This is a genomic window from Pseudomonas sp. Irchel 3E19 (genome assembly GCF_900187585.1).
Taxonomy (GTDB): domain Bacteria; phylum Pseudomonadota; class Gammaproteobacteria; order Pseudomonadales; family Pseudomonadaceae; genus Aquipseudomonas; species Aquipseudomonas baetica.
The window spans coordinates 1-26,353 of sequence record NZ_FYDT01000067.1 but is presented as its reverse complement, the minus strand read 5'-3'; the positions used below and the strand labels follow the sequence as shown (position 1 = coordinate 26,353).

32 protein-coding genes are annotated in these 26,353 nt (G+C 58.7%); 19 read left to right on the top strand and 13 right to left on the bottom strand.

The features are described 5' to 3' along the window. The first annotated feature begins 221 nt into the window (after positions 1–221). The 4 genes from CKW18_RS27050 (at position 222) to CKW18_RS27035 (ending at position 3,528) form a co-directional block, all read left to right on the top strand. Positions 222–1,301, top strand: a complete 1,080-nt coding sequence (locus CKW18_RS27050; protein WP_095191583.1) for a serine hydrolase — start codon at positions 222–224, stop codon at positions 1,299–1,301. Beyond that, positions 1,298–1,594, top strand: a complete 297-nt coding sequence (locus CKW18_RS27045) for an amidase (RefSeq protein WP_095191582.1) — start codon at positions 1,298–1,300, stop codon at positions 1,592–1,594. Before CKW18_RS27050 ends, CKW18_RS27045 begins: the two co-directional genes overlap by 4 nt. Before the next feature lie 184 nt (positions 1,595–1,778). Continuing rightward, entirely contained in the window at positions 1,779–2,369 is a 591-nt protein-coding gene (locus tag CKW18_RS27040; protein WP_095191581.1) for a YceI family protein, read from the top strand. Position 2,370: 1 nt separating this feature from the next. After that, on the top strand, positions 2,371–3,528 hold the full coding sequence (locus tag CKW18_RS27035; protein WP_095191580.1) for a phosphatidylserine/phosphatidylglycerophosphate/cardiolipin synthase family protein: 1,158 nt from the start codon (positions 2,371–2,373) through the stop codon (positions 3,526–3,528). A gap of 153 nt (positions 3,529–3,681) precedes the next feature. Here the strand turns inward: CKW18_RS27035 and bglX are convergent, their stop codons facing one another. After that, positions 3,682–5,973: a beta-glucosidase BglX gene (bglX, locus tag CKW18_RS27030; protein WP_095191579.1), complete on the bottom strand. Its 2,292-nt coding sequence runs from the start codon at positions 5,971–5,973 to the stop codon at positions 3,682–3,684. A gap of 262 nt (positions 5,974–6,235) precedes the next feature. Here bglX and CKW18_RS27025 point away from each other — a divergent pair, with 262 nt between their 5' ends. The 4 genes from CKW18_RS27025 (at position 6,236) to CKW18_RS27010 (ending at position 9,708) form a co-directional block, all read left to right on the top strand. Next, on the top strand, positions 6,236–6,844 hold the full coding sequence (locus tag CKW18_RS27025; RefSeq protein ID WP_095191578.1) for a LemA family protein: 609 nt from the start codon (positions 6,236–6,238) through the stop codon (positions 6,842–6,844). 106 nt (positions 6,845–6,950) lie between these two features. Next, on the top strand, positions 6,951–7,709 hold the full coding sequence (locus tag CKW18_RS27020) for a YgcG family protein (RefSeq protein ID WP_095191577.1): 759 nt from the start codon (positions 6,951–6,953) through the stop codon (positions 7,707–7,709). 33 nt (positions 7,710–7,742) lie between these two features. After that, positions 7,743–8,360: a TPM domain-containing protein gene (locus tag CKW18_RS27015; RefSeq protein ID WP_095191576.1), complete on the top strand. Its 618-nt coding sequence runs from the start codon at positions 7,743–7,745 to the stop codon at positions 8,358–8,360. Between the two features lie 133 nt (positions 8,361–8,493). Then, the gene (locus CKW18_RS27010; protein WP_095191575.1) at positions 8,494–9,708 is read left to right on the top strand and encodes an SAM-dependent methyltransferase; all 1,215 of its coding nucleotides are present in this window, start codon (positions 8,494–8,496) and stop codon (positions 9,706–9,708) included. On the opposite strand, the gene CKW18_RS27005 is transcribed toward CKW18_RS27010, so the two are convergent. Next, complete coding sequence (locus CKW18_RS27005) at positions 9,699–10,673, bottom strand: DMT family transporter (protein ID WP_095191574.1); 975 nt, start codon at positions 10,671–10,673, stop codon at positions 9,699–9,701. The genes CKW18_RS27010 and CKW18_RS27005 overlap by 10 nt on opposite strands. A gap of 281 nt (positions 10,674–10,954) precedes the next feature. Here CKW18_RS27005 and CKW18_RS27000 point away from each other — a divergent pair, with 281 nt between their 5' ends. Further along, complete coding sequence (locus CKW18_RS27000; RefSeq protein WP_095191573.1) at positions 10,955–11,299, top strand: YegP family protein; 345 nt, start codon at positions 10,955–10,957, stop codon at positions 11,297–11,299. A 144-nt stretch (positions 11,300–11,443) separates the two neighbouring features. Here the strand turns inward: CKW18_RS27000 and CKW18_RS26995 are convergent, their stop codons facing one another. Both CKW18_RS26995 and CKW18_RS26990 read right to left on the bottom strand, forming a co-directional pair. Then, positions 11,444–12,325, bottom strand: a complete 882-nt coding sequence (locus CKW18_RS26995; protein ID WP_095191572.1) for a dihydrodipicolinate synthase family protein — start codon at positions 12,323–12,325, stop codon at positions 11,444–11,446. 23 nt (positions 12,326–12,348) lie between these two features. Next, positions 12,349–13,131 (bottom strand): aldolase, encoded by a 783-nt coding sequence (locus tag CKW18_RS26990; protein WP_095191571.1) that lies wholly within the window; start codon positions 13,129–13,131, stop codon positions 12,349–12,351. Positions 13,132–13,237: 106 nt separating this feature from the next. Here CKW18_RS26990 and CKW18_RS26985 point away from each other — a divergent pair, with 106 nt between their 5' ends. After that, entirely contained in the window at positions 13,238–13,780 is a 543-nt protein-coding gene (locus CKW18_RS26985) for a helix-turn-helix domain-containing protein (protein WP_095191570.1), read from the top strand. 99 nt (positions 13,781–13,879) lie between these two features. On the opposite strand, the gene CKW18_RS26980 is transcribed toward CKW18_RS26985, so the two are convergent. Next, positions 13,880–14,899 (bottom strand): DUF4917 family protein, encoded by a 1,020-nt coding sequence (locus tag CKW18_RS26980; protein WP_095191569.1) that lies wholly within the window; start codon positions 14,897–14,899, stop codon positions 13,880–13,882. Between the two features lie 155 nt (positions 14,900–15,054). Here CKW18_RS26980 and yiaY point away from each other — a divergent pair, with 155 nt between their 5' ends. After that, positions 15,055–16,203, top strand: a complete 1,149-nt coding sequence (gene yiaY / locus CKW18_RS26975; protein WP_095191568.1) for an L-threonine dehydrogenase — start codon at positions 15,055–15,057, stop codon at positions 16,201–16,203. A 307-nt stretch (positions 16,204–16,510) separates the two neighbouring features. On the opposite strand, the gene CKW18_RS26970 is transcribed toward yiaY, so the two are convergent. Further along, a complete protein-coding gene (locus CKW18_RS26970) occupies positions 16,511–16,795 on the bottom strand; it encodes a type II toxin-antitoxin system RelE/ParE family toxin (RefSeq protein ID WP_095191567.1) in 285 nt (94 codons plus the stop codon). Then, positions 16,785–17,024: a CopG family ribbon-helix-helix protein gene (locus CKW18_RS26965; RefSeq protein ID WP_095191584.1), complete on the bottom strand. Its 240-nt coding sequence runs from the start codon at positions 17,022–17,024 to the stop codon at positions 16,785–16,787. The genes CKW18_RS26970 and CKW18_RS26965 overlap by 11 nt, the downstream gene beginning before the upstream one ends. Positions 17,025–17,201: 177 nt before the next feature. On the opposite strand from CKW18_RS26965, the gene CKW18_RS26960 reads away from it, so the two are divergent. The 6 genes from CKW18_RS26960 to CKW18_RS26935 all read left to right on the top strand — a co-directional run bounded on the left by CKW18_RS26960 (position 17,202) and on the right by CKW18_RS26935 (position 20,661). Continuing rightward, positions 17,202–17,924 (top strand): hypothetical protein, encoded by a 723-nt coding sequence (locus CKW18_RS26960; protein ID WP_095191566.1) that lies wholly within the window; start codon positions 17,202–17,204, stop codon positions 17,922–17,924. A gap of 37 nt (positions 17,925–17,961) precedes the next feature. Beyond that, positions 17,962–18,678 (top strand): hypothetical protein, encoded by a 717-nt coding sequence (locus tag CKW18_RS26955; protein WP_095191565.1) that lies wholly within the window; start codon positions 17,962–17,964, stop codon positions 18,676–18,678. A 4-nt stretch (positions 18,679–18,682) separates the two neighbouring features. Beyond that, positions 18,683–19,099 (top strand): fosfomycin resistance glutathione transferase, encoded by a 417-nt coding sequence (gene fos / locus CKW18_RS26950; RefSeq protein ID WP_095191564.1) that lies wholly within the window; start codon positions 18,683–18,685, stop codon positions 19,097–19,099. A gap of 60 nt (positions 19,100–19,159) precedes the next feature. Then, positions 19,160–19,798, top strand: a complete 639-nt coding sequence (locus CKW18_RS26945) for a LysE family translocator (RefSeq protein ID WP_095191563.1) — start codon at positions 19,160–19,162, stop codon at positions 19,796–19,798. Positions 19,799–19,923: 125 nt separating this feature from the next. Then, entirely contained in the window at positions 19,924–20,082 is a 159-nt protein-coding gene (locus CKW18_RS26940; protein WP_080762009.1) for a KGG domain-containing protein, read from the top strand. 75 nt (positions 20,083–20,157) lie between these two features. After that, positions 20,158–20,661, top strand: coding sequence for a DUF4142 domain-containing protein (locus CKW18_RS26935; protein WP_095191562.1), 504 nt, complete (start codon positions 20,158–20,160; stop codon positions 20,659–20,661). 84 nt (positions 20,662–20,745) lie between these two features. Here CKW18_RS26935 and CKW18_RS26930 read toward each other — a convergent pair whose 3' ends face one another. Then, positions 20,746–21,156 carry a low affinity iron permease family protein gene (locus tag CKW18_RS26930; protein WP_095191561.1) on the bottom strand — a complete coding sequence of 137 codons (411 nt, stop codon included), beginning with the start codon at positions 21,154–21,156 and terminating at the stop codon, positions 20,746–20,748. Positions 21,157–21,320: 164 nt separating this feature from the next. Here CKW18_RS26930 and tam point away from each other — a divergent pair, with 164 nt between their 5' ends. Continuing rightward, positions 21,321–22,091, top strand: a complete 771-nt coding sequence (gene tam, locus CKW18_RS26925) for a trans-aconitate 2-methyltransferase (RefSeq protein WP_095191560.1) — start codon at positions 21,321–21,323, stop codon at positions 22,089–22,091. Positions 22,092–22,129: 38 nt separating this feature from the next. On the opposite strand, the gene CKW18_RS26920 is transcribed toward tam, so the two are convergent. Beyond that, positions 22,130–22,858 carry a bifunctional 2-polyprenyl-6-hydroxyphenol methylase/3-demethylubiquinol 3-O-methyltransferase UbiG gene (locus tag CKW18_RS26920; protein ID WP_095191559.1) on the bottom strand — a complete coding sequence of 243 codons (729 nt, stop codon included), beginning with the start codon at positions 22,856–22,858 and terminating at the stop codon, positions 22,130–22,132. 570 nt (positions 22,859–23,428) lie between these two features. Here CKW18_RS26920 and CKW18_RS26915 point away from each other — a divergent pair. Beyond that, positions 23,429–23,791 carry a DUF6124 family protein gene (locus CKW18_RS26915; protein WP_095191558.1) on the top strand — a complete coding sequence of 121 codons (363 nt, stop codon included), beginning with the start codon at positions 23,429–23,431 and terminating at the stop codon, positions 23,789–23,791. Between the two features lie 71 nt (positions 23,792–23,862). Here the strand turns inward: CKW18_RS26915 and CKW18_RS26910 are convergent, their stop codons facing one another. The 4 genes from CKW18_RS26910 to CKW18_RS26895 form a co-directional block, all read right to left on the bottom strand. Continuing rightward, positions 23,863–25,122, bottom strand: a complete 1,260-nt coding sequence (locus CKW18_RS26910) for a type II toxin-antitoxin system HipA family toxin (RefSeq protein ID WP_095191557.1) — start codon at positions 25,120–25,122, stop codon at positions 23,863–23,865. Next, entirely contained in the window at positions 25,115–25,432 is a 318-nt protein-coding gene (locus CKW18_RS26905) for a helix-turn-helix domain-containing protein (RefSeq protein ID WP_095191556.1), read from the bottom strand. Before CKW18_RS26905 ends, CKW18_RS26910 begins: the two co-directional genes overlap by 8 nt. A 183-nt stretch (positions 25,433–25,615) precedes the next feature. Continuing rightward, positions 25,616–26,023 carry a type II toxin-antitoxin system HicB family antitoxin gene (locus CKW18_RS26900; RefSeq protein WP_095191555.1) on the bottom strand — a complete coding sequence of 136 codons (408 nt, stop codon included), beginning with the start codon at positions 26,021–26,023 and terminating at the stop codon, positions 25,616–25,618. 35 nt (positions 26,024–26,058) lie between these two features. Further along, a complete protein-coding gene (locus tag CKW18_RS26895; RefSeq protein WP_095191554.1) occupies positions 26,059–26,241 on the bottom strand; it encodes a type II toxin-antitoxin system HicA family toxin in 183 nt (60 codons plus the stop codon). Positions 26,242–26,353 lie beyond the last annotated feature (112 nt).

Here is a 26,353-nt window from a genome sequence, read left to right as displayed (position 1 = left end):
CTGGTCGATCAGCTCTTTTGGAATGGACGGAAGGTCACGCTTGGCCTCACGGGCCGGTTTCTTTTTGGTTGGCATACATGCACCTCTGCAGCATGTTATGCCCGAACACAAAATTAATGACACTCCCGAGCGAGCCTGCTCGCGAAGGCGGCCTCAACATCAACACACATCTGTCATAAACCCCGACTACCCTCAGCAGGTTCTCCCCCAGAGCCCTCACCATGTTCAAAGGTCTGTCCCTGCTTCTGCTGCTGATCAGTTTCACGGTTCAGGCCTCCGATGAGCAGTGGCCCGGCGAACAATGGCCGGTCGGCCCACAGATCACGGCGATTAAAGACCTTGAGACCTACGCCTTCGCGCCCCGCGACGACAACACTCGCCAAGGCATCCGCACCGACGCATTGCTGATCATTCGCGACGGCCAAATCATCTACGAACGCTACGCCGGCCCGACCACCGAGCAAACCTCGCACCTGACCTGGTCGATCAGCAAAAGCCTGATGGCCTGCGTACTCGGCGTGGCTTACGGCGAAGGTCTGTTCAAACTTGAAGACGCCGCCGTGAAGTTCTACCCGGCGCTGGAGAAACACCCGGCCATCACCCTCGCCAATCTGCTGCACTGGGCTTCGGGGATCGACTGGCAGGAAGATTACGAATATGCGCCACTGAAATCCTCGGTGGTGGCGATGCTCTATACCCGGGGCCATCGCGACATGGCCGCGTTCACCGCCGATCACGATGCTTACGCCGAACCGGGGCAGGCCTTCCGTTATTCCAGCGGCGACAGCAATCTGTTGGCGGCAGCGTTGAAATCCATCGTCGGCCCGCAGCGTTATCCCGACTATCCGTGGACGGCTTTGTTCGAGCCTTTGGGCATACGCCATGCTGTGTGGGAAACCGATGCCAATGGCACGTTCGTCGCCTCGTCCTACGCCTATCTCACTGCGCGGGATCTGGCGCGGGTCGGTTTGCTGATGGCTCGTGACGGGCGCTGGCATGATCGGCAGTTATTGCCCAAGGAGTGGGTGGCGTTCAGCCGCACTCCCTTCACCGGTTACAAAGCCCATCAGGACGAATCCGTGCCCGGCGGCCAATGGTGGCTCAATCGTCCAGCCGATGGTGCTGAATCGCCGTGGCCCGACGCACCGCCCGATACCTTCGCCGCGCTCGGCCATTGGGGCCAGGCTTTGTACGTGATCCCCAGTGAAAAACTGGTCATCGTGCGCTACGCCGATGATCGTGACGGCAGCTACAGCCATAACGAACTGCTCAAACACGTGCTGAAGGCGGTGCAGCCATGAAGCGCTTCGTGCTGTTAATGCTGGTCCTGCTGCTCGGCTGGATCGTCTATGAGCGCGAAAACCTGTGGGCCTTCCCCGACATCATCAGCGCCTACACCGCCAAGGAATATTGTTCCTGTCGTTACGTGATGAACAACGACGCCGAGTATTGTCGTGGCTATGTAAAACAATGGCTGCCGACCAGCGCATTCACCGATGACAACACCAACAAAATCATCACGGTCAGCGGCTTGGGCCGCAGCAATCGCGCCCAGTGGTTGAGCGAACGGCAAGGCTGTCGCCTAAATCCCTGAAAACACCCGATTGTTTTTTGTGGGAGCGAGCCTGCTCGCGAATGCAATAGCAGGCGCACCTTCTCTGTTGAGGCAGATGACGTCTTCGCGAGCAGGCTCGCTCCCACCGGGTGTGATCTTCAGTTTGCAATAACAGCGTGGGCAGTTAAGGTTCGTGCAGGTTTATCGTCCCCACGAGTCTTCAATGTTCAACCGCTCCCTCTACAAAACCCTGTCGAGCCTGTTGTTGGCTGCCGCTGCGCTGCCGGCCCAGGCCAATTGGTATCTGGACGGCGAGTCATCGCGGCTGTCGTTCGTCAGCACGAAAAACGCCCATATTTCCGAAGTTCAGCGTTTTCTGGTGCTGCACGGCAAAGTCGACCCCAACGGTCGCGCCGAGGTCGAAGTCGAACTGGATTCGATCAACAGTGGCATCCCGCTGCGCGACGAGCGCATGCGTAAAGAGCTGTTTCAGATCGAGCAATTCCCCGAAGCGACCATCACTACCCAGATCGACTTGCGCCCGATCAACGACCTGGCCCCCGGTGCGCAGCTGGAATTACGCCTGCCGCTGACCGTCAACCTGCACGGCAAGCAACACGAATACCCGGCCGAGTTGCTGGCAACGCGTCTCGATGACCGGCGCTTTCAGGTGGTGACGCTGGAGCCGCTGGTGATCAACGCCGAGGATTTCGATCTCGTCCCAGGCCTGGAAAGCCTGCGCAAACTGGCCGACCTGTCGGCCATCAGTCTGTCGGTTCCGGTGGGTGCGGTGCTGATTTTTACGGCGCGCTGACATGCGCGGCGCGATCTTCCCTTGGCGTGACGGCAACCGGTTCGAGCTGTTGATCGACGGCCCGCAGTTTTTTCCGCGCATGCTGGTGGAGATTGCCCGCGCCCAAGAGCAGGTCGAGCTGGAGTTGTATCTGGTCGAGGCGGGCGCCTGTGCCGAAGCCGTGGTGCAAGCACTGGTGCAAGCCGCCGAGCGCGGCGTGCGGGTGCGCTGCCTGTTCGATGATTACGGCAGCCTCGCGTTTACTCTCAATCTGCGTCAGCGCCTGATTCAGGCTGGCGTTGAACTGCGTTTTTACAATCGTCTGAGTTGGCGGCGCTGGGTCGGCAATTTTTATCGTGATCACCGCAAATTGCTGTTGGTCGATCAGCGTCTGGCGGTGGTCGGTGGCACCGGTGTTACCGATGAGTTCTGGACACCCGATAAAGACACCAGTGAATGGCACGAAGTGATGGTGGAAATCACCGGCCCGCTGGTGCTCGACTGGCAGGTGCTGTTCGACCGCCAGTGGATCGCCAACCGTCATCGGCGGGCGTGGAAACCGTCGGCGCATGTCGGCCTGCCACGCTTGCCCAAGGTGCCGGACATGGGCGAAGGCATGGGTCGCGTGGCCTATGCCGATGCCCGCCAGCACCGCGACATTCTGCAATCGCTGTTCCGCGCATTGAACAGCGGGCAGCAACGCATCTGGATGGCCACGCCGTATTTCCTGCCCACCTGGAATATCCGCCGCTCCTTGCGCAAAGCCGCCGCTCGCGGTGTCGACGTGCGCTTGCTGCTGACCGGGCCGCGCACCGATCACCCGTCGGTGCGCTACGCCGGGCATCGTTATTACCCGCGCCTGCTCAAGGCCGGGGTGCAGATCTTCGAATATCAGCCGTGCTTCCTGCACCTGAAAATGGTGCTGGTGGACGACTGGGTCAGCATCGGCTCGTGCAACTTCGATCACTGGAACCTGCGTTTCAATCTGGAGGCCAATCTTGAGGCGCTCGATCCGTCGTTGACGGCAGCGGTGGTGGCGAGTTTCGAGAAAGACTTCGGCTTGAGTCAGCGGGTGAGTCTGGAGGAATGGCGGAAGCGGCCATTGTGGCGGCGGGTGAAGCAGAGGGTTTGGGGCTGGGTGGATCGCTTGGTGGTCAACATTCTCGACAGACGCGGTTAACGCCAATTCCGAAACCAGTGGATTCCAATGTGGGAGGGGGCTTGCTCCCGAAGGCGGCATGTCATTCAGCATTTATTTAGCTGATACACCGCATTCGGGAGCAAGCCCCCTCCCACAAAGGCCCTTCTCACACGGGCATTTGTTCCTGAAAAACTACAGCAGTTCGAAACTCTGCTGCTTCACATCCTGCGAATCCAGGCCGATCTGCACGTTGAACTTGCCAGGCTCTGCCGCGTACTTGAGCTGGGCGTTGTAGAACTTCAGGTCATCCTCGGTGATGGTGAAGTGCACGACTTTCTGTTCACCGGCTTTGAGCATGATTTTCTGGAAGTTCTTCAGTTCCTTCACCGGGCGGATCATCGAGCCGGTGACGTCCTGAATGTACAACTGCACCACGGTTTCGCCGTCACGCTTGCCAGTGTTTTTCACCATGACGCTGGCATCGAGCTTGCCGGTAGCGTTCAGGGTGGTCGACGACAGTGCCATGTCGTTCAGGCTGAAATCGGTGTAGCTCAGGCCATAGCCGAACGGGAACAGGGGACCTGTGGTGTCATCGAAATACTGCGAGGTGTAGTTGCCCGGTTTGCCCGGCGTAAACGGTCGGCCAATGCTCAGGTGGTTGTAGTAGGTCGGGATTTGCCCCACGGAACGCGGGAAGGTCACCGGCAGTTTGCCCGACGGGTTGTAGTCGCCGAACAGCACGTCAGCGATGGCGTTGCCGCCCTCGGTGCCGCTAAACCAGGTTTCCAGAATCGCGTCGGCCGACTGGTTCTCTTCGAGAATGGTCAGCGGACGGCCGTTCATCAGCACCAGCACCAGCGGTTTGCCGGTGGCTTTCAGGGCACGGATCAGCTCGCGCTGGGTCTCCGGGATGTTCAGGTCGGTACGGCTCGACGATTCGTGGGACATGCCACGGGACTCGCCCACCGCTGCAACGATCACGTCAGCGTCCTTGGCGGCTTTCACCGCTTCGTCGATCAGCACGTTGGCCGGGCGCGGATCATCCACCACTTCCGGGGCATCGAAGTTGAGGAAGTTCAGGTAGTCGAGCACCTTCTTGTCGCTGGTGATGTTGGCGCCACGGGCGTAGATCAGGTTCGCCTTGTCGCCAATCACCGAGCTCATGCCATCGAACAGCGTCACCGATTGCGCCGGCTTACCCGCCGCCGCCCAACTGCCCATCATGTCGATTGGCGCTTTGGCCAACGGGCCGACCAAGGCGACTTTCGCGGTTTTCTTCAGCGGCAGGGTTTCGTTCTGGTTCTTCAGCAGCACCAGGCTGCGACGCGCCACTTCACGGGCATCGGCGCGGTGCAGACGGCTGTCGGCGTAGGTGTCGGCCGGATCGTCTTCAGCCTTGCCGATGCGCAGGTACGGGTCCTTGAACAGGCCCATGTCGTACTTGGCGGCGAGGACTTCGCGCACGGCGTTGTCGATGTGTTTCTGTTCGATCTCGCCGGACTTGAGCAGCCCCGGCAGCTCTTTGCCGTAGAGGGTGTCGTTCATGCTCATGTCGATGCCGGCCTTGATTGCCAGCTTCGCCGCTTCCCGACCGTCGCGGGCAACGCCGTGCTTGATCAGTTCGAAGATCGCGCCGTGGTCGCTGACCGCAAGACCCTTGAAGCCCCAGTCCCTGCGCAGCAGATCGTTCATCAGCCAGGTGTCGGCGGTGGCCGGGATACCGTTGATCGAGTTCAACGCCACCATCACCCCGCCGGCGCCGGCATCGATCGCCGCGCGGTAGGGTGGCAGGTAGTCCTGGTACATCTTCACCGGGCTCATGTCGACGGTGTTGTAGTCGCGACCGCCCTCGACCGCGCCGTACAGGGCGAAGTGCTTGACGCTGGCCATGATGCTGTCGGCGGCGCTCGGGGTTTCGCCCTGATAGGCCTTGACCATGACTCTGGCGATGCGTGAGGTCAGGTAGGTGTCTTCACCAAAACCTTCGGAGCTACGGCCCCAGCGCGGATCGCGGGAGATATCGACCATCGGCGCAAAAGTGATGTCGAGGCTGTCGGCGGCGGCTTCTTTGGCAGCAACGCGGCCGGACTGGCCGATGGCGTCCATGTCCCAGCTCGACGCCAGGGCCAGTGGAATCGGGAAAATCGTCCGGTGACCGTGGATCACGTCGTAGGCGAAAAACATCGGAATCTTCAGACGGCTGCGCATGGCAGCGTCCTGCATTGGACGGTTTTCCGCGCGGGTGATCGAGTTGAACGTGCCGCCGATGTTGCCAGCGGCGATTTCTTTGCGGATCAACTCGCGGGGCATTTCCGGGCCGATGCTGATCAGACGCAACTGGCCGATCTTTTCGTCGAGAGTCATTTGCTTCATCAGATTAGTGATGAAGGCGTCCTTGTTTTCCAGGGGGACCGGGGTCTCAGCGGCCAGTACTTGATGACTGGCCAGGCTGACGAGCAGACCCAGCAAACACAGCTTCTTCATGAATATTTTTCTCAAGGGCGCAAACGGCATTGCAATGCCGGCCAGCCAAAATGTAGGGAGCGACTATTGTTGTTCGGGTGCGGGCGCAAAAAACACTCAGCCAAAATACGACAATCGACAGTTGGCAGCGTCTGCGCAGGGCCTCTTTTTAGCCCATCGGCCCGTTGCAATCCAGTAGCGCCGCCGATTATGCCCCAAGAGCCGGTCCCGAATGTTTCGCGGGCGGTTTTTAAAATGAAATGTGCCAGGGAGCATCACTGTGATGAATGTAAGTCCAACCTTTCGCTCGCGTTTTCAGGTTGCCACGTTGCTGGTACTGGCAACGCTATTGACCGCGTGTGGGATCAACAACATCCCGACCCTCGACGAGCAGGCCAAGGCTGCGTGGGGCCAGGTGCAGAACCAGTACCAGCGCCGCGCTGACCTGATTCCCAATCTGGTGGAAACGGTGAAGGGCTATGCCGCCCACGAGAAGGAAACCCTGACTGCGGTGATTGAGGCCCGGGCCAAAGCCACGTCGATTCAGGTCGATGCCAATACCCTCGACAATCCCGAAAAGCTCAAGCAGTACCAGCAGGCGCAGGATCAGCTGAGCGGCGCGTTGAGTCGCTTGATGGTGGTCTCCGAGCGTTACCCGGACCTGAAGGCCAACCAGAACTTCCTCGCCCTGCAATCGCAGCTTGAAGGCACGGAAAATCGCATCGCCGTGGCGCGGCGCGATTTCATTCTGGCGGTGCAGAAATACAACACTGAGATCCGCACCTTCCCTGGTCGTCTCTGGCACAGCGTGATGTACAGCGACTTGCCGGTCCGCGAGACCTTCGAAGCCACTACGCCGGATGCCGATAAGGCACCCCAGGTTAAATTCTGAACACAAACCTGTAGGAGCTGCCGCAGGCTGCGATCGTTTGACGTGGGTCTTACAAGCAAGATCAAAAGATCGCAGCCCGCGGCAGCTCCTGCAGGGGGGGATATCCATGCGTGTGTTGAAAATGGGCCTGGTGCTGATGCTGTGGCTGTTCGCCGTCAGCGCCCGGGCCGAGTTGACGTTCCCGGCGCTGAGCGGGCGGGTGGTGGACGAGGCGCAGATGCTCGAGCCATCGGTGCGTGCGCAACTGAGCCAGCAGTTGCAGGCCCATGAGCAGGCGACGGGCGAGCAGTTGGTTGTGGTCACCCTGCCGGATCTGCAGGGCACCACCATCGAGGACTACGGCGTCCAGCTTGGCCGTCACTGGGGCATCGGGCAGAAGGACAAAAACAACGGCGCACTGCTGATCGTCGCCCGCGACGAGCGCAAACTGCGCATCGAAGTCGGTTATGGCCTGGAAGACCGGCTGACCGATGCGCAAACCTCAGTGATCATTCATCAAGTCATTACGCCTGCCTTCAAGACCGGCAATTTCAGCAAGGGCATCAGCGACGGCGTGGCGGCGATGCTGGTGGTATTGGGCGGTAATCCGCTGGACGAGCCGTCGACGGTGTACGAATCCAGTGGTGATCCGCAGAGTGATTTCATCTCCCGGCACCCGGCCTTGTTCGTGTTTCTGGTGATGTTGTTCATCCTGACGGTGTTTGTCTGCCAGATGCTCGGTATCCTTCCCGCCGGCCGTGGCGGCTCCGGTGGCTCGGGCGGCGGCTTTGGTGGGGGGGGCGGATTTGGCGGCGGCGGTGGAGGCGGTGGCTTCAGCGGCGGCGGGGGCAGTTTCGGCGGCGGTGGTTCGTCCGGCGGCTGGTGAGCACACAACAATAATGAGCAGGCACTCTTTGACATGGCATTACTGACTGAACACGAACAACGCAAAGTCGCCGAGGCGATCGCCCGGGTCGAGCGCGACACCGACGCCGAACTGGTGACGGTACTGGCGGCCCGCGCCGATGACTACGCGTACATTCCGCTGCTGTGGGCCAGCCTGCTGGCGCTGGTGGTGCCGGGCGTCGTGCATTACCTGACCGGGTGGCTGACCCTGCGCAGTCTGCTGTTAGTGCAGTGGGGCCTGTTCATCGTCCTGTGCCTGCTGTTTCGTCTGCCGAAGATCACCACCCACCTGGTGCCTCGTCGAGTGCGGCACTGGCGCGCATCGAATCTGGCGCGGCGACAGTTTCTTGAGCAAAACCTGCATCACACGGTGGGCAGCACCGGCATGCTGATTTTCGTCTGCGAGGCCGAGCGGTACGTGGAGATTCTGGTGGACGAGGGAATCTCCAGTCGGCTGGACAATAAAAACTGGGATGCGATTGTCGCGGCGTTTACCGAGCAGGTACGGCAGGGGCGCACACTTGAGGGGTTTGTGCAGTGTGTCGAGGCGTGTGGCGAGTTGTTGAAGGTGCATGTGCCGGTGACGCAGGTACGGAATGAGTTGCCGAATCGTTTGGTGGTGTTGGGATAGGCAAGATCAAAAGATCGGCCGCGATCGGACGATCTTTTGATTTTTGCCGTTCGGTAAATAAGAGCGTGTCCCCAGTCCCCATCCCCCCTAAAATACCCGCCATTCCCGATTCGCCCCCCGAGGCCGCTTGTTCATGTCCGTTACCGCCCCATCCGCCAAATCGGCGCCCGATCACCACGCCCAGTTCATCGAGCTGCTGCAAACCAGCCTTGAGCAGAACGGCTTCATCAAACTGGTGCTGGCCAAGTACGTCGGTGAAGAAGCGGACTTGCAGCGGGTCATCATCAAACCGGTGACGGTCAAGGCGCAGCCGAACCTGTCGTTCGTCTATCGCTACAAGACCCGCGACATCACCAAGAACCTGCCGCTGGCAGAGGGCGTGGCGATGATTGGCGAGTTTCTGCCGGCCACGTTCAAAAATGCGCATTTGCTGACCCTGACGGATGAAGCGCAGCTCGAATACAGCAAAAAGGGCAAGAGTTCTCTGTTCAAGAGCAAGCCCCAGCAATTGCGCGAAGCGCCCTCCGCTGAACACAACCGTGAGAAAAACCGCTTTCTGGAGCTGAGCCGTCCGTTCCTCAAGGATCTGGGCGTGACCAATGCGCAGCAAGAGCTAATCCCGGCGATGTCGCGCAAGTGGAAGCAGATCAACAAATTCATCGAAGTGTTCAGCCATGCCCTGACGTCGTCGCCGCTGGCGCTGGACAAACCGGTGCGGGTGGCGGATTTCGGTTCGGGCAAGGGTTACCTGACCTTTGCCATTCACGATTACCTGCGCAATACCTTGAAGGCCGAGGGTGAAGTCACCGGCGTCGAGTTGCGTGAGGAAATGGTCAACCTGTGCAACGCCGCTGCGGCGAAGCTGGATCATCCGGGGCTGGTGTTCAAGTGCGGCGATGTGCGCAGCGTGGCGCCGAGCGAGCTGGACGTGATGATTGCCCTGCATGCCTGTGATATCGCCACCGACTATGCGATCCACACCGGCATTCGTTCGGGCGCGTCGATCATCATGTGCTCGCCGTGCTGCCACAAGCAGATCCGCCTGCAAATCCAGAGCCCGGCGCTGCTCAAACCGATGCTGCAATACGGTTTGCACCTGGGCCAACAGGCGGAAATGGTCACCGACAGCCTGCGCGCTCTGTTCCTTGAAGCCTGTGGTTACGAGACCAAGGTATTCGAGTTCATTTCGCTGGACCACACCAACAAGAACAAGATGATTCTGGCGGTCAAACGCGCCGAACCGGTAGACCCGGCTCAGCTGTTGGTGAAAATTCAGGAGTTGAAGGCGTTCTACAACATCAGCGAGCACTGTCTGGAAACCTTGCTGCGCGCTGACGGCTACCTTTGATCGTGTGGGAGCGGGCTTGCTCGCGAAGGCGTCGGATCAGTCACCCTTTGTGGTGAATGTTGAACCGCATTCGCGAGCAAGCCCGCTCCCACATTTGGTTTGATGGTGGTTTTGCGACCGAGCATCACGGTCGCAATCACCCCGCAGGCAAACACCCAAGTGATCGGCTCGACATGTTCACCAAAGAACAGCGCCGAAAACGCGATGGTGAAGAAGATCTGCAGCAACTGGATCTGACTGACCCGGGCAATGCCACCCATGGCCAGCCCGGCGTACCAGGCGAAAAACCCGAGAAACTGCGAAAACAGAGCCACATACCCAAACGCCCACCAGGTCTTGGCCGATACCGCGCCCTGATGTTGCAGCGCCAGGTACAGCACCGGGCCGAACAACAACGGCGTCGACAGCACCAGTGCCCAGCAGATCACCTGCCAGCCGCCCATCTCTTTGGCCAGTCGGCCACCTTCGGCATAGCCCAGGCCACCCACGGCAATCGCGCCGAGCATCAACAAATCCCCGGCCTGAATGCTCCCGGCTCCGGTAAACAACGCATAACCGAGTACCAGCGCACTGCCCAGCGCGGCGCAGGCCCAGAAGGCTTTTGACGGCCGTTCGTGGGACAACCAAGCGGCATAAAGCGCCACGCACAACGGTTGCAAGCCGTTGACCAACGCGCCGTGAGACGCCGGCAAGGTTTGCATGGCCCAGGCCGACAGCACCGGGAAACCGAGGATCACCCCGGCGATCACCATGCTCAGGCCTTTGACCTGGGCCCACGTCGGCCATTTCTCCCGTCGCCACAACAACAGCAACGCCGCCGGGATCGCCGCGACCAACGCTCGACCCAAGCCATTAAGCAACGGATGCAGTTCCTGCACGACAATGCGAGTGAAGGGCAGGGTGAGGCTGAAAATCACAACCCCGAGCAGGCCGAGGGCCATGCCGGTGTTTTCGCGCGAGGACATGATGGGGACCGGAATTGGAGGTGGCAGGGGATTGCCTTCATCAAGCCATAAACCGGGGGGTTGTGGCTGTTACAGCTAGGCACTTACTTATCCGTACAGTTTGAGATCGCATCGCTGGCAAGCCAGCTCCCACAATGTCCGAGTCGAACACAAAATCCGGGATCGTCTTCGAGCCTGTGGGAGCTGGCTTGCCAGCGATAGGGCCGGTACAGGCGACAGATAATCAGGACTGGTCTTTACTCTGAGGCGCGAAACCTCTTAATCGCCAAGGAGAATCGAGCATGTCCGGATGGTACGAAATCAGCAAAAGCAGCAACGGCCAGTTCAGGTTTGTACTGAAGGCCGCCAATGCCGAAACCATTCTTACCAGTGAGCTTTACACCACCCGCGCGGCAGCCGACGGCGGCATTGCCTCGGTGCAGACCAACAGCCCGCTGGATGAGCGCTACGAGAAGAAAACGACGAAGGATGGCCATCCCTACTTCAACCTCAAAGCCGCCAACCATCAGGTTATCGGCAGCAGTGAGGCGTATTCCTCGGATGCGGCGTGCGCCAAAGGCATTGCCAGCGTCAAGACCAATGGACCGACCAAAACCATCAAGGACAAGACTTTGCCTGTCCTCTGACCTCACTTTCAAATTCAATGCAAATCTTCTGTGGGAGCGAGCCCGCTCGCGAAAGCGGTGTATCAGTCAACATCATCATCGACTGCTATACCGTCTTCGCGAGCAGGCTCGCTCCCACATTAAATTTGCTTTGTGTCAGTGTGATCAGCGCAGGGTCTTGAGGATTGTTTGCAGCTGGGTCTCGCCCGCTTCACTCAGCGGGAAGACCGGCAAGCGTGGATCGCCCACCTCCAGACCGGTCTGACGCAATCCGGCCTTGATCGTCGCCGGCAATCCACCCTTGAGAATGAAATCCAGCAACGGCAACTGGCGGTAGAACAGTTCGCGTGCCTTGCCCAGATCGCCCGCCAACGTCGCCTCGTAAAGATCCAGGTTCAATTGCGGGATCAAATTCGGCGCCGCCGTGCACCAGCCTTTCGCCCCGGCGGCAAAGGCTTCCAGCGCCAGCGGATTGCAGCCGTTGTAAAACGGCACCTGACCTTCGCCGAGCAATTGCAGTTTGTGCATACGCTGGATGTCGCCGGTGCTCTCCTTGACCATGGTCACGTTTTCCACCGCGCCGACGATGCGCAGAATCAGCTCGACCGACATGTCGGTGCCGCTGGTGGCCGGGTTGTTGTAGAGCATGATCGGCACACCGATGCTGTCGCCGATGGCGCGGTAGTGGGCAAGGATTTCCGCTTCGCTGAGTTTCCAGTAAGACGCCGGCAGGACCATCACCACATCGGCGCCATGGGCCTCGGCAAAGCGTGCGCGTTGAACCGCTTTGGCGGTGGTCAGGTCGGACACGCTGACAATGGTTGGCACGCGTTTGGCCACGTGTTTGAGGCTGAACTCGGCGACTTGAGCCCATTCCGTCTCGGTCAGGTAAGCGCCTTCGCCGGTACTGCCCAGCGGCGCGATGGCGTGGACGCCGCTTTCAATCATCCGATCGATCGATTGGCCCAGCGCAGGCAGATCCAGCCCTTCGCCATTGGCGCTGAACGGGGTGATGGTGTAGCCGATGATGCCGTGAATGTTGGACATGGGAGCGTCTCCGTTAAAGGGTTTCAGTTCAGGCAATCGGCGTGTTGGCGCAAATTCTGTCGGGCGTAATAGTTGAAAGCGGCGGCGTGGCGTTTCGGTTTCGACACCCAGTCATGCGCCTCGCGACCCAGTTCAGGAATGATCGGCTTGATCGTGCCAGCCGCCATCGCCAACAGTTGCAGCCTGGCTGCACGTTCGATCAATTGGGCAATGACACACGCTTCCTCGATCGTGCTGCCGGTGGACAACTGACCGTGGTGCGAAAGCAGAATCGCGCGTTTGTCGCCCAGCGCGCCGGCAATCAGTTCGCCTTCTTCATTGCCCACCGGAACCCCCGGCCAGCCTTCGAGAAACGCGCAATCGTCGTACAGCGGGCACAGGTCCATGTGGGAAATCTCCAGCGGCACTTCCAGCATCGACAGCGCGGCAATGTGCGTCGGGTGGGTGTGAATGATGCAGTTCACATCCGGTCGGGCGCGGTACACCCAACTGTGGAAACGGTTGGCCGGGTTGGCCATGCCGTGACCTTCGAGCACTTCCAGGTCTTCGTTGACCAACAGCAGATTGCTCGCGGTGATTTCATCGAAACCCAGGCCCAGTTGCTGAGTGTAATAGGTACCGGGTTGCGGGCCACGAGCGGTAATCTGCCCGGCCAGACCAGAGTCATGACCGCTCTCGAACAGGATCCGGCAAGTCAGGGCCAGCTTTTGCCGGTCTGTCCACGTATTATCCGCCAGGGTGTTTTGCATCTGAGTCAGCGCTTGCTTGACCAGTTGCTCTTTGGGTAGTGCTAATGTCTTGGCCATGTCTGTGTCCTTTGGGTGATTGCAAATGACACAAAAGAGCCTATATGACACAAAGTGTCATTAGCAAGCACAAATCGTCGCTTCCTCAATGGAATAATTGCTGCGCATGTCTATCCGTTTGAAATTATTGAGAAAAAAACTCGGCGTAACCCTTGAGGCACTGGCTGAAAAATCCGGCATGACCAAGAGTTATCTGTCGAAAGTCGAGCGCGGGCTCAACACTCCGTCGATTGCTGCCGCGTTGAAACTGGCCAAGGCGCTGAACGTGAAGGTCGAGGAATTGTTCTCCGAGGACAACGTCAGCCTCGACAGCTACAGCCTGGTGCGCAGCCATGAGCGCCAGTCGCTGGCGGCCAATGATCAGAGCCCGGGCTATGCGGTGCTGGCCCACCAGGTCAGCGAACGCAACCTGCTGCCCTTCATCATCTACCCGCCGCGCGAGTTCACCGACAAGACCTTCAAGGAGCACCTGGGCGAGGAGTTTCTGTTCGTTCACGAAGGACAGGTGGAGGTGGATTTCATGAACGAAAAAGTGCTGCTGGAACGCGGCGATGCGCTGCACTTCAATGCGCAGAAGCCGCACCGGATCCGGTCGGTGGGCGAGGTGCAGGCGCAGTTGCTGGTGGTGGTGCACAGCAGCGAAGAATGAGCTGCCCCCAAAAGCTTCGCGAGCAAGCCCGCTCCCACAGGTGAATGCATTCCAAATGTGGGAGCGGGCTTGCTCGCGAAGGCGTCAGACCGGTTTACATCAAACCTCGACGGGCACTGACAACTTCGGATTGCCCAACGCATGCGTTTTCGCATCAAAAAACCGCAACGCAACCCCGGTCCCTTCAAACACCTTCGCGTAATGCCGCTTCTGATGCTGAATGAACGCCGCACTGCGCGGATAAACCGAGATCGCCACAGTCGCAGGTTTTGCCAGACGCAGGGCCCGCACGATGTGGCTGTCCTGCTCGCCCAAGGCATGGCCGAAGATGCACAGGCTGTCGCCGTGGCCCAATAACTGCGCGTAACAGAACGACAGGTAATCGGAGCTGCGGATGGTCTTCAGTTTCTCCGCACTCGGCCCTTCGGTGACGAACAGCGGCACGTCATCCAGCGTCTTGAGCGTGTTGTTGATCGCAAAACTGCCGAGCAACGTGCCCTCGGTCGAGGTCAATTTACGCGCGGTACCGTCCTGATTACGCACCAGATGCAGGCCGCCGTGCAGGTACAGCAGACGTGGTTTGCCCGTGGCGGTTTCGCTCAAATCGAAACTAGCGTTGGGGCCATTGAACAGATCGTCGATGGCCTCGCTGCGGTGCTGGAGCGCCCAGTAGTTGAGCACGTCGTAATTGGTGGTGAATACCGTGCGATAGCGCGCCAGTTCTTCATTCAGTGTCGTCAGCGTCGATGGCTGCACCAGTCGCCACGGAATGTGCACGGCGTGCACGGTGTTGATCAGCGCTTCCTTGATCGCGTAGTAGCGATTGCGCGGTGCCGCCGAGCTGACCGCCAGCGCCTTGTTGACCCGACTGGTGGTTTTCAGCGCGCCGAGGACTTGCTCGAAGCTGCGCGTCTGCATCGCGTCGAACACCGCCAGCTCAGACGCGCTCAGTGGTTTCTCTTCCACGGTACGGGCGTTTTCGAACAGCGAGTCATAACCGAAGTCGTCCCATACCGCACGGCTGGCGCCATTCCCCACCAGCAAACCTGTGAAGTCGATGGCGGCACGCAGGGTGCTCCAGTCTTCGAGGGTGGCGTCGACATCCAGAAAATCGCTCATTGCTTGGCACATCTCAAAACATAGGGGCTGATGGGCGGCGACTTTATCACGAGCGGGCATTGAGCCAGATCAACATCCACCCTGAGCGATCAGTCGATCCTGTGTGCATCCGTCGGATCGCAGCTGTCGATTCGGCCCCAGCCAGGAGATACACGATGAGCAGCACCTTCTTCATTCCGGCGGTCAACATCATGGGCAACGGCTGCCTCGACGAAGCCATGGTCGCGATCCGCAACTACGGGTTTCGCAAGGCGCTGATCGTCACCGACGCGGGGCTGGCCAAGGCAGGCGTGGCGAGCATGGTCGCGGAGAAACTGGCGATGCAGGACATCGACTCGGTGATCTTCGACGGTGCCAAACCGAACCCGAGCATCGCCAACGTCGAGTCCGGGCTGGGGCTGCTCAAGGAAAGTCGCTGTGATTTCGTGGTTTCGCTGGGCGGCGGTTCGCCCCACGACTGCGCCAAGGGCATTGCCCTGTGCGCGACCAACGGCGGGCAGATCCGCGATTACGAAGGCGTCGATCAATCGAGCAAGCCGCAATTGCCGCTGATCGCGATCAACACCACCGCCGGCACCGCCAGCGAGATGACCCGGTTCTGCATCATCACCGACGAATCGCGCCACGTGAAAATGGCCATCGTCGACCGCAACGTCACGCCGCTGCTGTCGGTTAACGACCCGGCGCTGATGGTTGGCATGCCGAAAAGCCTGACCGCCGCCACCGGCATGGACGCGCTGACCCACGCCATCGAAGCTTACGTCTCGACCGCCGCCAACCCGATCACCGACGCCTGCGCGCTGAAGGCCATGACATTGATCAGCAACAACCTGCGCCTGGCCGTGCGCGACGGCAGCGACCTCGCCGCGCGGGAGAACATGGCTTACGCGCAGTTTCTCGCGGGCATGGCGTTCAACAACGCGTCGCTGGGTTATGTGCACGCGATGGCTCACCAGTTGGGCGGTTTCTACGACTTGCCTCACGGTGTGTGCAACGCCGTGCTGCTGCCACACGTGCAGACGTTCAATGCGTTGGTCTGTGCTGATCGCTTGACCGATGTTGCACACGCGATGGGTGCCGACATTCGTGGTTTCAGCGCGGAAGAGGGCGCACAAGCTGCCATTGCGGCAATCCGTTGCCTGGCCAGCGACGTCGAGATTCCCGGTGGGCTGCGTGATCTCGGGGCCAAATGCACCGACATCCCGGTGCTCGCCGCCAACGCCCTGAAAGATGCGTGCGGGTTGACCAATCCACGGGCGGCGGATCAACGCCAGATCGAGGAGATTTTCCGCAACGCGTTTTGAGAACAGCGTTTGCAGGAAAAATTTCGCTGACCGGGCCGGCCCCTTCGCGGGCAAGCCCGCTCCCACAGTGTCCGCGGTGACATACCAATGTTGTGTCCACTGCCAATCCCTGTGGGAGCGGGCTTGCCCGCGAAGACTGACTTCCAGACCCTGCAAATCCCTCGAATTCTCCCACCACCCGACAACCGCCACAGTCCTCCCATGTACCCCCTGAATCAACACCACCCTCACCAGCGGCACGGACCTGATTCTGACGGTGTCGTCGACAGGGCCTGAGGGACATTGATCAGCAGCGCATGAACACGTTCTACCACTTGCTGGGTGGGAGTCGACGGGTATGGAAGACACGCAAAACCTGTAAACGGCCCTGACGCACCCTGTACGGAATCAAGTAGGGACGATCAGGAAGAGGCCATTCTCGTGTTCCGGCTAAACGTCCCTCTCGTCCAGAGGCAGGAAACCGGGCGAGGTGATCAACGCTGGCAAGAATGGCCTGAACCAACTCTGAGGCAGCCTTCGGATTTTCAATCGCAATGCAGGAAGCTTCGTCATCGAGATTCTTTAATGCAGTTTTCAGCCACTCAACGCGCATTGGCATCCCATTTTTCGGCGATGGCCCTGACTTCATCAGCAGAAGCGAAATCACCGGCGTCTGCTTCCTTCAGCGCTTGTTGAATGTCTTCTATCTGCCAAGCTTCGCGCGCCAGGTATTCGCGCAATGCATCCACTGCCAGGTAAGACTTGCTACGGCCAGTGGCTTTGGCGAGGTTGGCGAGGGTGTCTGCAATTTCGTCGGGGATACGTAGAGACATGACGGACATGGCGAACTCGATGTAGTGGTTTGTATTACACAACACTACAGTGTCGTGCGTAGCAACGGCTAGCTCCATTTGTCTATCTGAACCGCTGAGAGTGATGGCCATTTAGCATTTGCTCGGTTGAAACAGTTTGTTGAGGAGGGGATAGTGCGCGGCTGAAAAGTCATCAAGGAGCAGGATGTGACAGTGAAGTCTGGATTGATCGGGTGTGTGGCGCTGTGCGGGTGGTTGATGGCCGGGCAGGTGTTTGCCGAGTGCACGCCAGCGCCGGTTGCGGGGGAAGACGATGTGTCTGTCTGCAAGGACTGGCCGGCTTACCCGGGGCTGACCCTCAGCGCCAAGACGCGGTTTGTGCGTGGCACCGCTAATGCGCTCGGTGCTCATGATCTGGACTTGTCCGTTTTGCAGGATGGCCAAGCGAATTCGCTTGCCACATATCACCAGGCCGCTGCCTTCGTAATGGATGGCGTCCACTTGCGAGAACTGGCGCTCGATACGGCGCGCTACAAACTCACCCCCGACCTTCGAGCCTTTGGTGTACGCGCACGGCTCACTAACGGTTCGCGCCTCAATCCCAGAGATGAAAGCCAACTGACGCTTTACGTGAGAGAGGGCATAAAATTACGCCCAGTCCTGCGTCAGCTGCTGGTTTATGAGTACGGCGGCGAGTGGGATGACAACTGCGCTGGCGAGCGTTTCGAGATTTCAAGAACCGTCGAAATTGCTAAAACCAGCTCCCACGGTTACGCCGACTTGATCGTCAAAACCCAGCAAACAGACACGACAAGTGTCGGTGATGAGAACGCTTGTGAGGATAAATCCAACGTTTACAAACCGGTTTTGACAACCTTGCACTACGACGGAAAAACTTACGTCCTGCCACCCGGCTTCAAAGGTCTCTGACTGATCTGCCAAACACCATTTTTATCAAGGAAGAACAATGTTCAGCCCCACCAGACTCCTTATCGCCCTCGGTTTTCTGGCCATCACCGCCCAAGCCCAGGCCGCTTGCACCACCAAGGCTTTCGACGGCCAATCACTGTCGCGCTGCATCGTCTGGCCAGCCTTCCCGTCTCAGGCGATTGCGGTCAAATCCACTTACCTGGCCGACCCCGGCGACGACGATGCCGGGGTGTTCGATCTGGATCTGGCGCTCGTCAATGCCAGCAACGCCAACCCTATCGCCACTTACCGTAAGCCTGGCGCCTACAACTCTGATGCCGTGCGCTTTGATGACCTTCGCGTCGACACGGGCCGCTACCGACTGGCGTCGGACGTTCGGGCTTTTGGCCTGCGTTCGAAGTTCACCCACAGTTCCCACGCCATTCCCTACGAGAAAACCGATCTGGCGTTGTATGTGCGCGAAGGCGACAAGCTGCGCCCGGTGCTGGAAGGATTGGTGATCTACAAGAACAACGGTGAGTTCAGCAATGACTGCGAAGGCTACATGAAGAAAGTTCGCCGGACAGTCGATATCGGCGCCACGAGTCACAACGGTCTCGCTGATTTGATCATCACCACCAGCGGCACCAAGATGAAAAACACCCAGTCGGGAAACCAGTGCGTTTCGAAAGATACCGTGCTGAAAAAGACCCAAATCACCCTCACCTACGACGGCCAGCAATACATCGTCCCCGAAGACCTGCGAGGTTACTGATCCGATGCTCACCGGCCTCAACCACCTGACCCTTGCCGTCAGCGATCTCACCCGCAGCCTCGCGTTCTATCGCGATGTGTTGGGGCTGCGTATCGAAGCGACGTGGGATGCCGGTGCCTATCTGTCGCTGCCGGGGCTGTGGTTGTGTCTGTCGTTTGATTCGCAGCGCACGGCCGAGCCGTGCGCCGACTACACCCATTACGCCTTCAACCTTGGCGCGGCGGATTTTCCTTTGTTCGTTGAGCGGCTCAAAGCAGCAAACGTGCGGGAGTGGCGGGACAACCGCAGCGAAGGTGCGTCGTTCTACTTCCTTGACCCCGACGGCCACAAGCTCGAAGCCCACGTCGGCGATCTCGCCTCGCGGCTGGCGGCTTGTCGGCAAAAACCGTACGCCGGCATGCGTTTTTACGACGAGCCGTGAACGCCCACAATCGGCTGATATAGACTGGCCGCCACGTATTCTGGCGCTTGCAGGTTTCCCATGACTCCATCGTTGTTAATGGCCGTGCTGGCCTCGGGTTTCATTTACGGCATCACGCCGGGGCCGGGCGTGCTGGCGGTGTTCGGCATTGGCGCGGCGCACGGGCGACGAGCCGGGGCGGGATTTCTTTGCGGGCATCTGCTTGGCGATGTGGTCTGGTGCAGCACCGCGTTGATTGCGATTGTCGGGGCGCGGGAAATCGGCAACACCGCGTTCGATGTGCTCGGCGTGCTCAGCGGCTTGTACCTGTTCTGGCTTGGCTGGCGTGCAGTGCGTGCGCAACGCCGCAGTGACGATCAGCCCCAAGGCGCCGCACGCAACCCGTTCTGGCACGGCATTCTGTTCGGCCTGACCAACCCCAAGGCCTATCCGGTGGCGGTGGCGACGTTTACCGCGCTGTTGTCGAGCCGTGCCGAATTGCTCAACTGGTCGATGCTGCCAGCATTGATTGCCCTGAGTTTCCTCGGCGGATTGCTGGCTTACGCGATTCTCATCGGCGTGGTCGGCGCGCAACGGGTGCGCACGGTCTATCAACGGCACGAACTGCTGATCACCCGTTTGTGTGGCGTGATGTTCATCGGTTTCGCGATCAATGCGCTCATGCATGCGCTGCCGGGGTTGCTGCCGAACAAGGCTTGATGGCGTTGCGCGGGTTCCACCGTTCGTCGCGCGGGCGGCAATTTTTCTAAACCTTTGCTGGGCAGAAAATTCTCAATCCAGGCGGGCACCTGCTCGCCGCGATCAATACCAAGAGGTAGAGAATCATGCCTAATTCAAGAAACTCGAACTCGGGAAACTTCGCCAACGATCGAACGAAGGCGTCTGAAGCCGGTCGCAAGGGTGGGAAAACCACCACAACGACGGTCGATAAAGAGCCTGCGAAAACAGAAACGGGCCGCAAGCCTGCTCAGAAATCGAAGTAGTCGGTGAAGGTCGTTTTGATTGAGAGGCGGGGGCGCAAGCTCCCGCTTGAATTCAGTAAGAAGGAGGGCGCGACCATGAGCCGGATGGCCACCCAGGTACGTCGTTTAAGTTTTGTCACTGTTTTAGGGTTATTCGCCAGCAGTGCTTTTGCCCAGTCGCCTGCCGAATTCATCAACGATGCGTCCGCCAAAGGCATGGCCGACATCGAAGCCAGCCGTCTGGCGCACCAGAAGACCGAATCCAAAGAGGTCAAGGACTACACCATCGTCGTCATCAACGACCGCACCACGGCCAATCAGCACCTGGCGAAAATCGCCAAGAAGCTCGACCTGCCCGTCGCCCCGCGTGATGAAATGGCCGACAAGGCCAAGGAAATGATTCCTGAAGTGAAGGAGGGTGCGACGTTTGATCAGGCCTACGCGGCCAGTCAGGTGAAAGCCACGGAAGAAGCCATCGCGCAGATCCAGCAAGAGGCGCAGACTACCGACGTGCCTGAGATCAAGGCGTTTGCCGATGAGACGCTGCCTAAATTGCAGAATCATCTGCAGATGGCTCGATCGCTGCAAGCCAGCCGTTAAGCAGATCAAAAGACCGCAGCCTGCGGCAGCTCCTACAGTGGTTTGTGTAGGCGCTGCCGAAGGCTGCGATCTTTTGCTTTTAAATCAGCATTCGTTCAAATCCTGCTTCGGCTTGCTCTTCTCGCCCAACCCCTCAAGATTGAAAACCTCACCTTCGCCCAACGTCCGGTAGTGCCTGCGCAAGGCTTCCAGCTGCTTCAGATCCAGCGCCTCCAGCCCTAACATCGCGTTCTGCGCCTCTTTGGTCACCCGCAGCAATTCATCAATCTTCAAATGCAGGATGTCGGTGTCACGGTTCTGCGTGTTCTGGATCAGAAACACCATCAGGAACGTGATGATCGTCGTCGACGTGTTGATGATCAGTTGCCAGGTGTCGTTGTAGCTGAAAATCGGCCCGCTCATCCCCCACAGACCGATCAGGATCAACGCCCCCATGAAGGTCTTGGGGCTACCGGCCCACAGGGCGAGCTTCTGCGAGATCTTGGCGAATTTCATGGCTGAATTCCTTCTTGGGGAGTGCGTGAAATTCAGACATCTGCCGGCCCTTGAAAATTCTAATTACAAATTCAGCCAGGTAGCACGACGTTGGTAGGGAGGCCGGTTCTGGCGGTTAGCTGTATCGTGGCGCCACGCGATTTTTGCCCCGACAGGAGAACGCAATGAGTTGGTCCGCCAAACAATACGTCGCTTTCGAAGATGAACGCACCCGCCCGGCCCGCGATCTGCTCGCGGCGATTCCCACGGCAGAGGCCCGAACAGTGGTGGATATCGGTTGTGGGCCCGGTAACTCGACGGAGTTGCTGGTGCAGCGTTTTCCCGGGGCAAAGGTCAGTGGTCTGGATAGCTCGCCCGATATGATCGACGCCGCGCGCAAACGTCTGCCGCAGTTGCAGTTTGATGTCGCCGAGATTGATCAATGGGCTGATGCTGGCCCGTTCGATGTGATCTTTGCCAATGCTGTTTTGCAGTGGGTGCCGGATCACGCTTCGCTACTGCCAGCGCTGGCGGGCAAGTTGTCGGCGGGGGGCAGTCTGGCGATCCAGATGCCGGATAACCTCAACGAGCCGTCCCATCGGCTGATGCGCGAAGTCGCGGCAAATGGCCCATTGGCCAGCAAGCTCGCCGGTGCTGCCGGTCAGCGCACCGATATGGCGAGTGCCAGCGAGTACTTCTCGATGCTGCGACCGCACTGCGCGCGAGTCGATGTGTGGCGCACCACGTATCACCATCAGTTGCCCGGTGGTGCGGCGGGGGTGGTGGAGTGGTTCAAGGGCAGTGGGTTGATTCCGTTTCTGAGTCCGCTGACTGAAAGCGAGCGGGCGCAGTATCTGGAGCAGTATTTGGCTGAGGTTGAAAAGGCTTATCCGGCGTTGGCCGATGGTTCGGTGCTGTTGCCGTTTCCGCGCTTGTTTATTGTGGCGACGCGCTGAAATCAAAAAGGGCCGATGTGATCGGCCCTTTTTGCGATTTATCTTTGCACCGCCACCAACATCATCATCGGCCGCTCACGCTCTTCAGCCAGCGCCGGTTGCGCTGCCACTTCCGCATCGCTTGGCCCCCATTCGTTGACATGGCGAATGGTGAAGCCAGCGCCAATCAGTGAATTGAGCAAAGTACCGAGAGTACGGTGCTGCTTGATCACACCCTCTGCCAGCCAATGGGTCACCCGCTCGCCCTCCCTCTGATAACTGTCCAGCGGCCAGCGCTTGCGACCGTCGCTGTCGATCAACCAGCCGGGATTGCTCGGCGCCATGAAGATCGGGTGTTCGATGGAAAACACAAAGTGCGAACCCGGTTTCAGCGCTGCGTAGAGGTGAGCAAACAACCCCGACAGATCCTTGATGTAGTGCAGCGCCAGCGAGCTGTAGGCCAGGTCGAAACTGCAGGCGGGCAAGTCGAGGTGTTCAAGATCGGCGCGTTCATAGCGGATGTTCGCCGCCGAGGTGGTTTCGCGTGCCCGTTCCAGCATCTTCTCTGAAACGTCCAGGGCCAGGACGCTCGCGGCGCCGTGTTCACTGGCCCAGCGGCTGAACCAGCCGTAACCGCAACCCAGATCCACCACGTGCAAGCCGTGCATGGAGGGCAGCAACGCCTTGAGCGCCGGCCATTCCGGCGCGGCATCGAGGCTGCCGATGGAGCGGTTCATCTGGCTGTAGCCCTGGAAGAATTCGGGATCGTCGTAGATGTTTTGAGTCATGGGCGAGTGCTCTTTTGAGTTCGGTCGTCAGCGGCAAAGTGGCCGCGATGGGGTTCCCTCGAAAGTGATGACGCGTATTCGTCGATGGCCGCGCAGGGGGAGGGTGGTGGTCGATGGGGAAATGCTAGCGGGTCGGGTGGAAAGTGAGAACCGGGGGAGTGTTGTGGATCTGTAATGTCGGACGATTCGCCAGTTTTTCTGGATATGTAAACGCTTTCTGCTGGACGTGTTTAAAGGCGTTCGATGTTACGTCCTGAAGCCTACAAATCCTTGCGTCGTTGCCTACCGCTACGCCAGAATCCGCCGGCTTGTGCGCCATGGGGGCGGTCGGTAACTTGGTTCGCGTCACTGATTTCCAGTGAACGGGTTTAGCAGCCCGCTTAGGTTTGACCAACGGTTGCACTAGCATCTTCCAGTCGGGTATTTACCTGCGCTTGATGGTGGCTGTATGCATGGCATCTTCGGGTGCGCCGGGTTTTTGGTCTTCCTACCGGTCTGCTAACTTGCATACAGCTGCCACCCTTTCGTATAGCAGCGGGATGGTGGCGGTTACCGATAGAGGAAGATTCCATGTTCAAAGTTACGCCCAACCCGCCAGACACCGATCCGGCATCCCCCTACGAATCGCCCGGTTCGAAGAAGTTCCACGAAGCCGCTGAACGCGCCCTCGACCACTACCTCAGCCCCGCCGCCCAAATAATGGGCTCGACTAACGAACCCGAACCGATGTTCCTCGCCAACCCGAAATACGACACCGAGTCCCTGCTGGCCAACGCCAGCGAAACCCTCGGCTCCGCCACCACCATGCTCAACAACTTCGCCGCGCTGCTCGACACCTCGCACCGCAAGACCGCACTCGGCATTGCGCAGATTGTGATGTTGAGTGAGTTGGCGGTGAATAAGGCGCTGGATAACGTGGTGCCGGCGGCTTAACCACAACGTTGAAAGCCAAAGAAACCGGCCAATTAGAGCCGGTTTCTCGAAGCTGCTGACTGGCTGCAACTTCAAACAAGTAGCGCGATGTTTTGGTCGATTCGATGTTGAATGGTGCTTAGGGTTTCTCGGGTGATCACCCCCGGATACGAGCTTTCGGCGATGGCTGAAAATCGGCTTGCCACCTCGCAGAATCGGTCAATGATGTCTGCGGCATTTGCCGCTGCCACCTCAGCTTCCACTGCAAGGTTGAGCAGGTTTTCTCGTCCAATTTCCAATGCTTCGCCCATCACGTCCATCTGATGATAACCACCGGGCCCCTCGCAGAAGGTCACGTCGTAGGCGGGCGCTAATTTCCAATCTCCGCCAGGCGACATGATGTACGCAAAGTTCTTCGGATGGTCGTCTCGGTTGTTGAACGCGACATTGAAGACGATTCGCTCAAACGCGCTCGCTTTCTCTCGGACGTCGTTGGTGCACTTTTGAGTCGCCCGCAAGAAGTTGACGTAATCCAAAGAGCCTGGGGATCTGAAATCTGCACCGGTAAAGGCTGCGAGACTTTGCATTGGCACCCGCAGATTGTTTTGTCGATCAAAGCGTTTAGTGGCGAAAGCGGCCATTCCCTCGGACAGGCTGAAATAACGAGTGTCGGGCGTCTGGATACCGCACAAGCGTAGGCACGCGGCATAAACCATTTCGATGGCACACACCTCGGGATGTTCTTGCTGAGCAGGAAACTTCACCAGCCAGGCTTCGAAACCAGGCGTGGCTGCCGTGGTAAAGGTATCGTTTTCTGGATCGCGATAGACCAGCGCTTTTGGCCGGGCCCCCTGGGGAGAGCCTCCCACCAGTAGCAGCTTCTGAAGAAGCTCTCCACCTTCACCTTTGAGCACTTCCTGTACTTCGGCCGCGAGCAGTTCGATGGGAACATGCATTTGCGGTTCCAGTGCCTCGTGTGCAACAGGTTCGAACGACATGGCGCCCATGGCATTGTTGCCAATGTAGGCCAGACGCTCCAAAGGACCAACGCGTGCGGGGTTAATGCCGCGCCGTTTGAACAATCGGTCCATCAGCAACAGGCCCCAGCCGTCGGGCAGGGAGTCATAAACCGGTCCGGGCAGTCCCATCTGATGTGACGGGAAATCCCTGCTCAATTTGGCCCCCTGTAAAGGAAGCCTCAAAGAGGAGAGTTCCAGCCCTCTTTTTTTCGCCTCGTTGCTGAACTCGAACACAATCAGCGGGCGACCGGTCAGGGCTTTCGTGGAAGCAAGCGTGCCCCACCGCCAACGTTCACCCCAGCCCTCGTAGTAGACGTCAACTTGCTCAAGCATTGTCGGCTTTCCTTTTGATGCGATGACGCTTGGCAGTGTTTTCGTAGCGAATGAGGTCGTCCAGGGTTTCAAGTTTAGGCAAAAACAAATCTTCGAGTTCCTTGCCGCGTCCAAGAACCATGGCGACTCGCACCAGATTGTCGAAACCCACATTACGCCCGGCTTCAAGGTTTGACACCGTGTTCGTCCCGATACCGGCTCGTGCCGCTACGTCCGCCTGTGTCATCTCCAGAGCCAATCGTTCTGTGCGCAAGCGTTGGCAAATCCGTTTGACGATCTCGCTTGCGGTGCTGAGGTTTAAATCCAACATGTCGTATGTACCGTAGGCGTAAGTGCTATGACACTCGGAATTCTGAGTTTACTGAAATTCAGGCTTGGTTGTCACTACACAATATACTGTGGGTTAAGCACTAAAATCCTATTTAAATCACATAAAAATGGAGTTAGTCCTGCTTGGGTAGGGTTAGGTCAGCGCATATTGAAGCGACAAAATTCAACCCTGCTGTAAAACTTTCAAAGCCGCGGAAGCCAGAAACCCCGAACGACTTTTCTCTTCCGGGTGATGCAACACGTATTCATCAATGCGATTAAGCAAATGCCCCGGCAGGGTGATGTTGAGTTTCTGGGCTTTGCCCAAATACTTCACGACATCAATATCCACCACTGCCCACGCGCATCCCGCGTACTTTGGATTGGCCACGTTCACGCCAAGTTTGCTGGCAGCCGGGATCGGCGCACCGTCCTCAGCCAAAATCTCGAAATGCCCCTCAATGGCTTCACGAGCCATGGCGACGGCATCATCCAGATCCTCGCCTGCCGAAAAACAGCCGGGAATGTCCGGCACTTCCACGCCCCAGGCGTGTTCCTCATCACCTATTGAAATCGCAATCGGGTAGAGCATGTTCGTTTCCTCTATGGCGCCGCTGACTGAGCAAGTCAAAGCAGCGCCTGTTGCAAAATACTGATGGCCGTTTTCTTCAGCAGATCTTTCTTCGGATGCGGCACCGTGACCAGTCCAGGCTTGGTCGGATGCTTGAAGTAATAGTGACTGCCTCTGACTCTTACCAGGTACCAACCGTCTGCGACGAGTTGGCTGATTAAAAAATGAACGAGCCCCATGAAAGACAGGACACCGTTTCCCCCTTACGATAAGGGATAGGCAAACGGTTATGTTTATGACTAATAGCAACGATAAGAGTGGTGAGCTTTTGGGCCAGGAGCGGCGTCGTCG